The organism is Streptomyces sp. NPDC104202 (assembly GCF_055584185.1).
Genome location: NZ_JBVJMN010000044.1, coordinates 1 through 12,587, shown reverse-complemented (window position 1 = coordinate 12,587; position 12,587 = coordinate 1). Strand labels below are relative to the sequence as shown.

The 12,587-nt window shown below is 72.7% G+C and carries 10 protein-coding genes; 4 read left to right on the top strand and 6 right to left on the bottom strand.

Annotated elements, in window-relative coordinates; all coding sequences use genetic code 11:
* The first annotated feature begins 43 nt into the window (after window positions 1–43).
* Window positions 44–2,626: a bifunctional FO biosynthesis protein CofGH gene (locus tag ACZ60W_RS25410; RefSeq protein ID WP_469757671.1), complete on the top strand. Its 2,583-nt coding sequence runs from the start codon at window positions 44–46 to the stop codon at window positions 2,624–2,626.
* Here ACZ60W_RS25410 and ACZ60W_RS25405 read toward each other — a convergent pair.
* Window positions 2,539–2,814, bottom strand: coding sequence for a tyrosine-protein phosphatase (locus ACZ60W_RS25405; RefSeq protein ID WP_469757670.1), 276 nt, complete (start codon window positions 2,812–2,814; stop codon window positions 2,539–2,541). The genes ACZ60W_RS25410 and ACZ60W_RS25405 overlap by 88 nt on opposite strands.
* A gap of 117 nt (window positions 2,815–2,931) precedes the next feature.
* Here ACZ60W_RS25405 and ACZ60W_RS25400 point away from each other — a divergent pair, with 117 nt between their 5' ends.
* On the top strand, window positions 2,932–4,050 hold the full coding sequence (locus ACZ60W_RS25400) for an ADP-ribosylglycohydrolase family protein (protein WP_469757669.1): 1,119 nt from the start codon (window positions 2,932–2,934) through the stop codon (window positions 4,048–4,050).
* Here the strand turns inward: ACZ60W_RS25400 and ACZ60W_RS25395 are convergent.
* Both ACZ60W_RS25395 and ACZ60W_RS25390 read right to left on the bottom strand, forming a co-directional pair.
* Window positions 4,035–5,573, bottom strand: coding sequence for a sodium:solute symporter family protein (locus ACZ60W_RS25395; protein WP_469757668.1), 1,539 nt, complete (start codon window positions 5,571–5,573; stop codon window positions 4,035–4,037). The two genes, ACZ60W_RS25400 and ACZ60W_RS25395, sit on opposite strands and share 16 nt — an antisense overlap.
* A 162-nt stretch (window positions 5,574–5,735) precedes the next feature.
* Complete coding sequence (locus ACZ60W_RS25390; protein ID WP_469757667.1) at window positions 5,736–6,518, bottom strand: SDR family oxidoreductase; 783 nt, start codon at window positions 6,516–6,518, stop codon at window positions 5,736–5,738.
* An 82-nt stretch (window positions 6,519–6,600) separates the two neighbouring features.
* Between ACZ60W_RS25390 and ACZ60W_RS25385 the strand changes: the two genes are divergently transcribed.
* A complete protein-coding gene (locus tag ACZ60W_RS25385) occupies window positions 6,601–7,434 on the top strand; it encodes a hypothetical protein (protein ID WP_469757666.1) in 834 nt (277 codons plus the stop codon).
* A 105-nt stretch (window positions 7,435–7,539) separates the two neighbouring features.
* Here ACZ60W_RS25385 and ACZ60W_RS25380 read toward each other — a convergent pair whose 3' ends face one another.
* The 3 genes from ACZ60W_RS25380 to ACZ60W_RS25370 all read right to left on the bottom strand — a co-directional run bounded on the left by ACZ60W_RS25380 (window position 7,540) and on the right by ACZ60W_RS25370 (window position 9,666).
* Window positions 7,540–7,740, bottom strand: a complete 201-nt coding sequence (locus tag ACZ60W_RS25380; RefSeq protein WP_469757665.1) for a DUF397 domain-containing protein — start codon at window positions 7,738–7,740, stop codon at window positions 7,540–7,542.
* 177 nt (window positions 7,741–7,917) lie between these two features.
* Entirely contained in the window at window positions 7,918–8,778 is an 861-nt protein-coding gene (locus ACZ60W_RS25375) for a helix-turn-helix domain-containing protein (RefSeq protein WP_366308705.1), read from the bottom strand.
* A gap of 186 nt (window positions 8,779–8,964) precedes the next feature.
* Window positions 8,965–9,666, bottom strand: coding sequence for a GOLPH3/VPS74 family protein (locus tag ACZ60W_RS25370; protein ID WP_376488103.1), 702 nt, complete (start codon window positions 9,664–9,666; stop codon window positions 8,965–8,967).
* A gap of 183 nt (window positions 9,667–9,849) precedes the next feature.
* On the opposite strand from ACZ60W_RS25370, the gene ACZ60W_RS25365 reads away from it, so the two are divergent.
* Window positions 9,850–12,453: a D-alanyl-D-alanine carboxypeptidase family protein gene (locus tag ACZ60W_RS25365; RefSeq protein ID WP_469757664.1), complete on the top strand. Its 2,604-nt coding sequence runs from the start codon at window positions 9,850–9,852 to the stop codon at window positions 12,451–12,453.
* The last annotated feature ends 134 nt before the right edge of the window (window positions 12,454–12,587 follow it).

The window sequence follows — 12,587 nt, the reverse complement described above, 5'->3', positions numbered from 1 at the left end:
AGACTCGAACACTCCCCGCCCCACCCGCTCGTATGCTCGGTTCATGACTGATCACCAGGGGGCCCGGCCCACCGAGAACGCCATGCGACGCGCCCTCCGGCGGGCCAGGGACGGGGTCGCGCTCGACGTCGCCGAGGCGGCGGTGCTGCTGCGGGCGCGCGGCGAGGACCTGACGGATCTGGTGGCGTCCGCGGGCCGGGTCCGCGACGCGGGCCTGGAGGCCGCGGGCCGGCCGGGGGTCATCACGTACTCGAAGAGCGTGTTCATACCGCTCACCCGGCTCTGCCGGGACAAGTGCCACTACTGCACCTTCGTGACCGTCCCCGGCAAGCTCCGCCGGGACGGGCACGGGATGTTCATGTCCCCGGACGAGGTCCTCGACATCGCGCGCCGCGGTGCCGCGCTCGGCTGCAAGGAAGCCCTGATCACCCTCGGCGACAAGCCCGAGGACCGCTGGCCCGAGGCCCGCGAGTGGCTCGACGCGCACGGGTACGACGACACCATCGCGTACGTCCGGGCGATGGCGATCCGCATCCTGGAGGAGACGGGGCTGCTGCCCCACCTCAACCCCGGGGTGCTCTCCTGGACCGACTTCCAGCGCCTCAAGCCGGTCGCGCCGTCCATGGGGATGATGCTGGAGACCACCGCGACCCGCCTGTGGTCGGAGCCCGGCGGCCCCCACTACGGCTCCCCCGACAAGGAGCCGGCGGTGCGGCTGCGGGTCCTGGAGGACGCCGGCCGTTCCTCCGTCCCCTTCACCTCGGGGCTGCTCCTCGGCATCGGCGAGACCCTGGAGGAGCGGGCCGAGTCCCTGTTCGCGCTGCGGCGGGTGGCGCGGGCCTACCACTCGGTGCAGGAGTTGATCATCCAGAACTTCCGCGCCAAGCCCGACACGGCGATGCGCGGGATGCCCGACGCCGAGCTGGACGACCTCGTCGCCACCGTCGCCGTCGCCCGCCTCATCATGGGGCCCTCCGCCTGCCTCCAGGCGCCGCCCAACCTGGTCGACTCCGAGTACGAGCGGCTGATCGCCGCCGGCATCGACGACTGGGGCGGCGTCTCGCCCCTCACCATCGACCACGTCAACCCCGAGCGGCCCTGGCCCCGGATCGAGGAGCTGGCCTCCCGGTCCGCCGCCGCCGGCTTCGAGCTGCGCGAACGCCTCTGCGTCTACCCCGAGTTCGTCACCCGCGGCGAGCCCTGGCTCGACCCCCGGCTCCTGCCGCACGTGCGGGCCCTCGCCGACCCCGAGACCGGCCTCGCCGACCCCGACGCGCCCGTGCGCGGCCTGCCCTGGCAGGAGCCCGACGAGGCGTTCACCGCCGCCGGCCGCACCGATCTCCACCGCACCATCGACACCACGGGCCGCACGCACGACCGCCGCGACGACTTCGACGAGGTCTACGGCGACTGGGAGTCGCTGCGCGAGGCCGCCGCGCCCGGCATGGTCCCGGAGCGGGTCGACGCCGACGTCCGCGAGGCGCTCTCCGTCGCCGCCGACGACCCGACGCGGCTCACCGACGCGCAGGCGCTCGCCCTGCTGCACGCGGACGGGCCCGCGCTCGACGCGCTCACCCGGATCGCGGACGACGTCCGCCGCTCCGCCGTCGGCGACGAGGTGACGTACATCGTCACGCGGAACATCAACTTCACCAACGTCTGCTACACCGGCTGCCGCTTCTGCGCCTTCGCGCAGCGTCGCACCGACGCCGACGCGTACACCCTCTCCCTCGACCAGGTCGCCGACCGCGCCGAGCAGGCGTGGGACGTCGGCGCGGTCGAGGTCTGCATGCAGGGCGGCATCCACCCCGACCTGCCGGGCACCGCCTACTTCGACATCGCGCGGGCGGTGAAGAAGCGCGTCCCCGACCTGCACGTGCACGCCTTCTCGCCGATGGAGGTCGTCAACGGCGCCACCCGCACCGGCCTGTCCATCCGCGAGTGGCTCACCGCCGCCAAGGAGGCCGGACTCGACTCCATCCCGGGCACGGCCGCCGAGATCCTCGACGACGAGGTCCGCTGGGTCCTCACCAAGGGCAAGCTGCCCACCGCCACCTGGATCGAGGTCGTCACCACCGCCCATGAGCTGGGCATCCGGTCCTCCTCGACCATGATGTACGGGCACGTGGACCAGCCCCGGCACTGGCTCGGCCACTTCCGCACCCTCTCGCGCATCCAGCAGGAGACGGGCGGCTTCACCGAGTTCGTGACGCTCCCCTTCATCCACACGAACGCGCCGGTCTACCTCGCCGGCATCGCCCGCCCGGGCCCGACCGCCCGCGACAACCGCGCGGTCATCGCGATGGCCCGCCTCCTCCTCCACCCGCACATCCCGAACATCCAGACCAGCTGGGTGAAGCTCGGCACCGAGGGCGCCGCCGAGATGCTCCGCTCGGGCGCCAACGACCTCGGCGGCACCCTCATGGAGGAGACGATCTCCCGGATGGCCGGGTCGAGTTACGGCTCCTACCGCTCGATCCGCGACCTGGAGGCGATCGCGGAGGCGGCCGGCCGGCCGGCCCGGCCCCGTACGACGCTCTACGGCGAGGTCCCCGAGGAGCGGCGCCGCACGGCGATCGCCTCCGACGGCCACCTGCCCGAACTCCTGCCGCTGGTGCAGGAGTAGGGGAGAGCCGGCACGAGACGGGGCGGGGATCGGCCGGCGAGGCAGTCGGCCATGACCGTCTGCCCGGGGACGCCGAGGGCGGTCGGCAGCGCCGCGTTCGACCAGCCGGTGCGGTCCTTGCCTGTGTCACGGGGTGCATGCGGCCGGTCGTTCGAGGCGCGCTCGAACCCTGGGTGAACTGCGGTCAAAACCGGTCTGAAGGGAGTCGGATCACATAACGTTCCGCCCCCTGGCCGGGCGTACCCGGTCGATTACAGTGCGGCGAGGGAACCGTCAGCGAACCGCCGACCGGGGGAGGGCACGTCGTGGCCACGACAGCCGCAGCCGTGTGGGGCCGTGCCGAGCAGCAGGACTTCCGGTCGCGGGTGCGGGGCTGTCTGCTGGGCGGGGCGCTCGGCGACGCGCTGGGCGCCGGGGCGGACGGACGGTCGCTCGCGGAGCTGCGCGAGGCCCACGGACCTGACGGACTCGGCGATCCGGTGCCCGCGTTCGGCCGCCGGGGCGCCGTCACCGCCGCCACCCAGATGACCCTCTTCACCGTGGACGGCCTCGTCCGCGCCCAGGTCCGCCGCGACACCGGCGCCTGGCACCCGCCCACCGACGTCCACCGGGCCCATCTGCGATGGGCCGCCACCCAGCGCGACTGGGGCCCCGACGAGCGACGCAAGGACAACGGCTGGCTCGCGTGCGAGGAGTGGCTCTACACCCGCCGCAACCCGCCCCGGTCCTGCCTCACCGGCTTCGGCGACGAGCGGCTCGGCACCCTCGGCAGCCCCAAGAACCCCGGGGCGGCCGACTCCGGCGCCCTCGTCCGCTCGGCCCCCTTCGGCCTGCTCGTCGGCTGGGAGCCGCAGCTCGTCTGCCAGCTCGCCGTCGAGTGCGCCGCCCAGACGCACGGCGCCCCCGCGGCCACCCTCGCGGCGGGCGCCTTCGCCGTCGTCGTCCACGGCCTCGCCCGCGGCGGCACCGTCGAGGCGGCCGTCGCCCGCGCCCGGGAGCAGCTCGCCGCCCGTTCCGGCCACGAGCCCGTCACCGAGGCCCTGGGGCGCGCCCTCGCGGCCGTGCGGGAGGGCGCCCCGGACGCGGACCGGGTCGCCGCCCTCGGGGCCGCCGAGGACCGGGCCGAGGGGCAGCTGGCGGCGGCCGTCTACTGCGCCCTGGTCGGCGAGGACGTACGGCACGGGCTGCGGCTGGCGGTGAACCACGACGGGCCCTCCGCGGCGACCGGGGCGCTCACCGGCGCGCTGCTCGGGGCCCTGCACGGCGAGACGGCCCTCCCGCCGGCCTGGCTGGCCGAACTGGAGGGCCGTGCGACGGTGCTGGAACTGGCCGACGACTTCTCGATGGAGATGACGCAGGGCGCCGCCCTCCACTCCGCCGCCGAGTCCTCCCCGGGCTGGCTGGCCCGCTACCCCAGGGGCTGATCGGTCCGCTCGCCGGCCTGCGCGGGGACGGCGGCGCTCCCGTCCCCGTCCGACCCGATCCGGTCCAGCAGGGCGTCCCGCTCGGGGGTGTCCTCCGGCTTCACCAGACCGATCAGGACGTACAGCACCAGCGAGGTCGCCAGCGGGGAGACGATCTGGATCTGGAGCTCGACGCCGTCCAGGCCGTAGTTGGTGAGCCAGAAGGCGAAGAGGCCGGCCGCCCAGGAGACGAGGGCCGCCGTGGGGCCCGACTTCCGGAAGGTCCGCAGCAGGCCGAGCATGAAGGGGATGGCGATCGGCCCCATCAGACCGGCCACCCACTTGATGACGACGGTGATGATGTCCTTGAAGGTGGGGGAGTTGACCTGGGTGGCCACCGCCATCGACAGCCCGAGGAAGGCGATCGTCGACCAGCGCGCGGCCAGCAGCCCGGCCCGCTGCCCCCAGCCGCGCGCCGCCTTGCTGAGGACGGGGGCGATGTCCCGGGTGAAGACGGCCGCGATGGCGTTGGCGTCGGAGGAGCACATGGCCATGGTGTGCGAGAAGAAGCCGACGACGACCAGCCCGAGGAGGCCGTGCGGCAGCAGCTGCTCGGTCATCAGGGCGTAGGCGTCGGAGCCGTCGGGCTTCTGCGGGTCGACGAGCAGCGGCGCGCACCACATGGGGAAGAAGAGGACGAGCGGCCAGACGAACCAGAGCACCGCGGAGAGCCGGCCGGAGCGGGTGGCCTCGCGGGCGGACGGGGTGGCCATGTAGCGCTGGGCCTGGTTCCACATGCCGCCGCTGTACTCGAAGGTCTTGATGAAGAGGTACGCGAGGAGGAACGTCAGCGTGTACGGACCGGCCGTGGGCGCGGTGTGACCCTGGAGCTCCGGCCGGTCCCACACCGTCCACAGCGCGCTGAACCCGCCCAGCTCGCCGAGGACGGCCACGAGCATCGCGACACCGGCGAGGAGCTGGATGACGAACTGGCCGAGTTCGGTCAGGGCGTCGGCCCACAGCCCGCCGACCGTGCAGTACACGCCGGTGACGACGCCGGTGATGAGGATGCCCTGGTTGAGGGAGATGCCGGTGAAGACGGAGAGCAGGGTGGCGATGGCGGCCCACTTGGCGCCGACGTCGACGATCTTCAGCAGGACGCCCGACCAGGCCAGGGCCTGCTGGGTCGGCAGGTCGTAGCGGTCCTTGAGGTACTCCAGCGGGGAGGCGACCGCCAGCCGGGAGCGCAGCCGGTTGAGGCGGGGCGCGAAGAGGTGGGCGCCGACGGCGATGCCGATCGCGATGGGGAAGGACCAGGTGACGTAGGAGGTGACGCCGTAGGTGTAGGCGATCCCCGCGTACCCGGTGAACATCACCGCGCTGTAGCCCGACATGTGGTGGGAGATGCCGGAGAGCCACCAGGGCATCCGGCCGCCGGCGGTGAAGAAGTCGGCGACCGTGTCCACGCGCCGGTGCGACCAGACGCCGATCGCGACCATCACGCCGAAGTAGCCGATGAGCACGGCCCAGTCGAGACTGTTCACTGCGCCCCCTCCATGAGATCCGGTCCGTCATGTGAACGCGGTTCATCGTGTGGGGAGTTGGGAGGCAGGGACAATGTGAGGGAAGGTCAAGGGAAGGTAAAATCGTTCTCCTAGCTGACCCTCGTTCAGGGATGTGAATGACGTGTGGCGGCCGGCCGACGGTCAGCGCATCAGCTCCCCCGCGTTGACCAGCAGCGACTGTCCCGTGATCGCGCGCGCCCGGTCCGAGGCGAGGAAGGCCGCCGCCTCCGCCACGTCCCCGTCCGTCGCCAGCTCCGGCAGCGCCATCCGCTCGGTGAGCCGGCCGAGGACCTCCTCCTCCGGCACCCCCTCGGTGTGCGCCGCGAACTGTACGTACGCCTGCACCGGCGGCCCCCACATCCACCCCGGCAGCACGGTGTTGACCCTGATCCGGTGCGGACCCAGCTCGTGCGCGAGCGAGTACATCGCCGAGGTCAGCGCCCCCTTGGAGGCCGCGTACGCCGCCTGCCGGACCTGTGTGGGCGCCGCCACCGCCGACTGCGTCCCGATCAGGACCACCGAACCGCCGCCCGCCTTCAGGGCCGGCAGGCACGCCCGGGTCATCCGCAGCGTGCCGAGCAGGTTGACGTCGAGCACCCCCTGCCAGGTCGCGAAGTCCGCGTCCTCCAGGCCGCCGAAGTAGGAGTCCCAGGCGGCGACGTGGACGACCGCGTCGATCCCGCCGAACCGCTCGACGGCCAGCGCCGCCAGCGCCGCGCACTGCTCCTCGTCGGTGATGTCCGTGACCCGGTACGCCGTGCGGCCCCCGTCCGGGTCGATGCCGGCGGCCGACGTGGCCAGATTGGCCTCGGTGCGCGCGCCCAGCACCGCGTTGCCGCCGTCCCGCACCACCGTCTCGGCGATCCGGTGGCCGAGTCCGGCGCCGACCCCCGACACCACGACCGTCTTCCCCTGGAGCAGCATCCGGACCCTCCTCGACCCTGGCCAAGCATCTGACGGTCCGTCAGAGTAGGTGTCCGTCACCGACTTGGGAAGGGGCACGAGAGTGAGCGAGGAGACCCGCAGCGAGACGTACGCGGAACTGGCGTCCGTCGGACCGTACGGCGTCCGGCCCGGCCACGCACTGATCACCATGGTCGAACCGCACCCGGGCCAGGAGTACGCCTACAACCGCTGGTACGAGGACGACCACTACTACGCCGGCGCCATGGCCATGCCCTGGATGTACGCCGGCCGCCGCTGGGTCGCCACCCGCGACCTCCAGGAACTGCGCGTCCCCGAGAAGTCCGCCGTCGCCCAGCCCGTCACCGCCGGCTGCTACCTCTCCACCTACTGGATCACCGACGGCCGCTACGACGACCACATGAAGTGGACCGTCGGCATCAATAAGCGGCTCAACCACGACGGGCGAGTCCACCAGGCCCGCACCCACGTCTTCACGTCGTTCCAGGACCACGCGGCGACGGTCTACCGCGACGGCGCCGCCGGCCCCCGCGACTTCCACGCCCTCGACCACCCCTACGCGGGGCTGATCCTCCAGGTCCTCGACACCGACGGCCCCGAGGCCCGTGCCGCCCTCCTCGACCGCCTCCGCACCCGCGAGCTCCCGCGCCGGCTCGCCGGTTCGCCCGCGGCCATGGTCACCCTCTTCCGGCCGACCCCGCTGCCCGGCGACCGCATGACCTACGTCAAGCAGGTCGAGGGCGTCGACACCCGCCTCACCCTGCTCTGGTTCCTCGAAGAGGACCCCCGCACCTGCTGGCCGGACCACTTCGCCGACCTCGCCGCCCTCGGCGGCGACACCGCCCGCGTCGAACTCGTCGCCCCCTTCATCCCCACGGTCCCCGGCACCGACCGCTACGTCGACGCACTCCGCTGAGCCCGGAGGTGCCGGAAAAACGGCCGAGCCCCCTCGGCCAGGACGGCGGACCGGACGAGAGGGCTCTTCGTGTACTGCCGAGGACTGCTCACGCGCATCGGGGGCTCAGAGCGCCCCGGCGCTCACCTCGCCGACGAACGCGTTCCACGAACCCGGTCCGAAGTTGATGGACGGGCCCTCGGGGGCCTTGGAGTCCCGCACCGCGATCGCCGCGACGACCGGGGACTTCACTTCGACGCAGGCGCCGTTCCCGCCCGAGTAGGAGGACTTGGTCCACGCGTCCGTCGCACCCTGGATGATCGCCATGCTCAACTCCGGTTTCTGCCAGTGAGTGTCGCGCCGACGTTCTCGCCGACGTGATCGACGCTACTCGCCGGTCCCGTCGGACGGGACCGGCGTTCACACGACCGGGTGGCATATTCCAACTGGACTTCCGTGGGAGCGATCACGGGGTGTACGGTGCACGCCCCGCTCGCTCCGGTGTCAGCCCTGTGCGTGCTTCTTGGCCATCTTCGCGATGAACTCGCGGGTCTGGTCCACGTTCAGCGCCTGCGCCCTGAGGTGCTCGTACATGACGCTGTACTTGCTCACGTCGGGCGCCTTCTCCAGGTACAGGTCGCTCGTCACGCCCTCGATGTAGACGACGCTGGAGTCCGAGGTGTCGGGGAACTCCAGGATCGAGTACTGTCCGCTGATCCCCGGGTGCGCGCCCATCTCGAACGGGATCACCTGCACCGTCACGTGCGGGAGGTGCGACTGCTCGATCAGGTGCTCCAGCTGCTGCACCATCAGCTGCCTGCTGCCGACGATCCGGTGCAGCGCGCCCTCGTCGATCACCGCCCACAGCCGCAGCGGGCGCTCCTCGTCCCGGATCCGCTCCTGGCGGCGGGTGCGGACCGTGACCCGCTTCTCGATGTCCGCCGGGGCCGACTCGGGCAGCGCGCCGGAGATCACCGCCTCCGCGTACGCGTGCGTCTGCAGGAGTCCGGGGATGATCTGCGGCTCGTACATCCGCAGGCTCTCCGCGTCCGTCTCCAGGCCGATGTAGACGCTGTACGGGATGTCGCCGAAGGCGTGCCACCAGCCCTGCTGGCGGGAGTCCTTGGCCATCTGCATGAGCGAGTCGACCATGCGCTCGTCCTCGACCTCGTACACCCCGCACAGATCGCGCACGTCGCGCTGGCTGATGGAGCGGCGGCCGTTCTCCAGCCGGCTGATCTTGGACTGGGAGACGAGGAGGCGCTCGGCGACCTGTTCGGCCGTCATGTTCTTCGCCTCGCGGAGCTTGCGCAGCTCCTGGCCCAATCGGCGTCGCCTGACGGTGGGGTTGACGTTGGACGCCACGGAAACTGCACCTCCGGCTGGGGTCTGCTGCGTAGCTGTGCGTATCTGACGCTTGGCAGACTGCCACCTGGGCGCGGTGTGCGCCGGTAAAACCCGACAACGCACATGTGCGGGGCGGCCGTCCAGACCGCCCCGCACAGCTGTGCGGCTCCCGGTGGGGTTCCTGGTGCTCCTCGTGCGGTGGTGTCAGTGCACCGCCGCGCGGGCCATGCTGCCCCGCGGCTGCGCCGGCACACCCGCGGCCGGAGCGCGGCGCGGTTGCGCCGCGGCACCGTTCTGGACGTCCATCACGGCGTGTGCCACGAGGCCGCCCATCGGGTCGTGCCGGATCAGGTCGCGCAGCCGGGACCGCGACGACCTGCCTTCGTTGCCGGGGTAGAGGTGCTTGCCGAGACCGACCGCGTGGGCCAGTGCGGCGAGCGCCGCGGTCCGCGGGTCCGGCGGTACGCCGGTGCGGATCGCACTGTCCAGCCGGGAACGGATCTCCCGACTGATCGCCGTGTCCGTCGCCTGGTAGCGAGTCGTCGGCAACACCCCGCACATCTGGGTCTCCACGGCATGCACCATGCCGCATCGCTCCAGATGCGAGAGATACGTCTGACGGAGCCCCAGTCGGGGTCCGCCGATCCAGTGGACGGCCCGAACCGGGCTGCCGCGCCTGCGCAACAGCTCCAGCGCGGAGTCCAGTGTCGGATCTCCGGTCGGCCGTGGCATCACCACGGCGATACGATCCCCGTCAGGGGCTATCCGGCCTGCCAGCGCCAGCTCCACTAGCTGTGCTCCGGCCAGACCGAGGTCGAGCGACTGCGGCTGCGCTGTGGTACCCGTGGTCGGGTCCAGAGCGAGCAGCAGAAGCTCTTCCGGAATGGTTCTGCGGCTCCTGCCCATCCATGCCTCCCCGCGTGGATGAATGACAGGGTGACCCCTCTCACATTCATCTGTCGAGAGTGCCTGGGTGGTTCATCCGGGAACCAGTAGGTATGTCGTTCTCGTCTAGCACGGGAGCCAAGGGGTTCACACAGGACACTGGTAGACGGTTCGGACGTACGTATGACGCATGGAGGAGGCACGGTGGCGGGCGAGTCCCCCGACAAGGCGGAGCAGCAGGGGTCGTCGCAGGAGACGGTGGCCCCGGGCGGTGGCCGGGATCCGCGGCTTTCCGTCCTCCGCGAGTCAGAGCCCCCGTCATCGTCGGCGCCCGCCCCGCGGGTCGAGGTCGATCAGCCGACCGCCGTCTTCAAGAACCTCGCCCCCCGCACGCCGGAGGACGACGCCCCGAAGCCGGCGGCGGACGACGCGGCGGACGCGGACGCCGGGGGCGCGGCGGAGACGGCCGCCGACCCCGAGCCGGAGAGCGCGCGCCTGAAGGCCGCCGTGGCGGCCTGGGTCGCGACCGCGGACGAGCCGCGCGGCGGCGGGTCCGCCGCGGGCGACGGGACGGGGGAGACCCAGGGGACCCAGGGGACCCAGGAGACCCGGGAGATCCGGGAGACTCAGAAGGCCGACGAGGCCGACGAGGCCGACGAGGCCGACGGGACCGACGCGACCGACGAGGCCCCTGAGGCGGCCGGGGCCGACGAGGACGCCCCCGAGGCCGTCGCGGAGGCGCCCGGGACGCCCCAGGACGCCCCTGAGACCGCCGTGGCCGCGTCCGGAGCCGCGGACGCCTCCCCCGACGCGCCCGGGGCCTCCACGGCCGCGCCCGCCTCCGTGGACGCGCCCGAGGACGACGAGCCGGACGACGCGCCCGAGGACGACGAGGCCGAGGCGGAGCCCGAGGACGACGACGAATCCGGTGACGCGGACGAGCCCGCCGACGACGAGGGCGAGCCCGAGACCGGCGACGAGGGCGACGAGGAGCCCGTCGAGGACCGGGCCGCCGCGGACGCCGCTCCCGCCGGGGCCCCCGCCGGGGACAAGGTCACGTCCTGGTTCGCCGCGCGCAAGCCGTCCGCCGACGCCGAGCCGGCCGGGAAGCCCGCCGCCGGCCCGGGATCGGACGAGCCGTCCGCCGACGCCGAGCCCACCGACGACGCCGAGCCGGCCGCCGAGCCCGCCGCGGACGAGGCCGACGAGAGCCCCGTCGACCAGCCGACGGCCATGTTCAAGATGGTCCGGCCGCCCGTCGTGGACCAGCCGACCACCGCGCTGAAGCTGCCGTCCTCGCTGACCGGGAACCCCGACAGCGAGCGCACCAGCACGTTCCTGCCGCTGCGCCCCGACATCCCCGCCGAGCGCAAGGCGGCGGAGGCCGCCGCGGCGCCCGCGCCCACCGCGCCGAAGACCCCCGCGACGCCGTCGGCGCCCGCCGGGCCCGAGCGGAAGGCGGCCCCCGTGCCGCCGGCCGCCGTCGCCGAGCCGGAGCGGACCCGGCAGCAGCCGCTGCCCCCGCTGCCCCCGCTGGACCTGCTCGCCGAGCTGACCAACACGCCGCCCCCGCCGCCGAACGCCCTGCGGACGACCGTGCGACGGCTGCGGATCTGGACCCCGCTGGTCCTGCTGGTCCTGATCGTCTTTGCGATCGTGCAGATGGTCCGCCCGCTGCCGGCGCCCGCCCTGACCCTCTCCGCCGCGCCCACCTACTCCTTCGCGGGCGGCCCGCTGGCCATGCCGTGGCCGAACGAGGGCCAGGGCGCCGTCGAGGTCGAGGGCGTCGGCTCCATGGGCCTGTACGGACCTCAGAAGCCGGCCCCGATCGCGAGCGTCACCAAGACGATGACGGCGTACGTCATCCTCCGCGACCACCCGATCAAGGGGAAGGCGGGCGGTCCCGAGATCACGGTCGACAAGAAGGCCGCCGACCAGGCGAAGGCCGCGCACGAGTCGACCGCGCACGTCCAGGAGGGCCAGACCTACACGGAGAGGGAGCTCCTGGAGCTCCTCATGATCCCCTCCGCGAACAACGTGGCCCGGCTGCTCGCCCGCTGGGACGCCGGCTCGGAGGCCGCGTTCGTCGCCAAGATGAACGCCGCCGCCAAGGAGCTGGGCATGACCCAGTCCACGTACACCGACCCGTCCGGTCTCCTCGACAGCACCGTCTCGACCCCGCAGGACCAGCTGAGGCTGGCGAAGGCGGTCATGCAGTTCGACGTGTTCCGCGAGATCGTGAACATGCCGAACGTGACGGTCGACGGCATCGCCGGCCGGATCGAGAACAACAACAACATCCTCCTCGAGCCGGGCGTCAGCGGCATCAAGACCGGCTCGTCCACCCCCGCCGGCGGCAACCTGCTCTGGTCGGCGAACACCGTCGTGGACGGCCAGAACCGCCGCATCCTCGGCATCGTCATGGGGGCGAAGGACGCCAAGCAGCTCAGCGACAAGCTGCAGCTCGCCATCGACAACAGCCTCAAGCTGATCCAGCAGGCCCAGAAGGACGTCACCTCCGCCGCCGTCGTCAAGAAGGGGCAGGTCCTCGGCTACGTCGACGACGGCCTCGGCGGCCGGACCCCGGTCGTGGCGACCAAGGAGCTCAAGGCGATCGGCTGGCCGGGCCTCAAGGTGAAGCTGGAGCTCGGCGACGGCGGCAAGGCCGTCCCGCACTCCGGCAAGGCGGGCGACATCGTCGGCCAGGTGTCCATCGGCACCGGCGCCGGCAAGGTCAGCTCCCCGGTCGCGCTCCAGGCCGACCTCGTGGAGCCCGGCTTCGACAAGAAGCTCACCCGGGTGGGCTGACCGGTCCCGGGGGGGGGGGGGGGGGGGGGGGGGGGGGGGGGGGGGGGGGGGGGGGGGGGGGGGGGGGGGGGGGGGGGGGAGGGGGGGGGGGGGTTGGGGGGGGGGGGGGGGGGGGGGGGGGGGGGGGGGGGTTC

What these genes read in the sequence shown, in the direction of transcription:
- ACZ60W_RS25410 (WP_469757671.1), top strand. Translation starts at nt 44, where the DNA reads ATGACTGATCACCAGGGGGCCCGGCCCACCGAGAACGCCATGCGACGC.
- ACZ60W_RS25390 (WP_469757667.1), bottom strand. Translation starts at nt 6,518, where the DNA reads ATGCTGCTCCAGGGGAAGACGGTCGTGGTGTCGGGGGTCGGCGCCGGA.
- ACZ60W_RS25380 (WP_469757665.1), bottom strand. Translation starts at nt 7,740, where the DNA reads ATGGCGATCATCCAGGGTGCGACGGACGCGTGGACCAAGTCCTCCTAC.
- ACZ60W_RS25370 (WP_376488103.1), bottom strand. Translation starts at nt 9,666, where the DNA reads ATGGGCAGGAGCCGCAGAACCATTCCGGAAGAGCTTCTGCTGCTCGCT.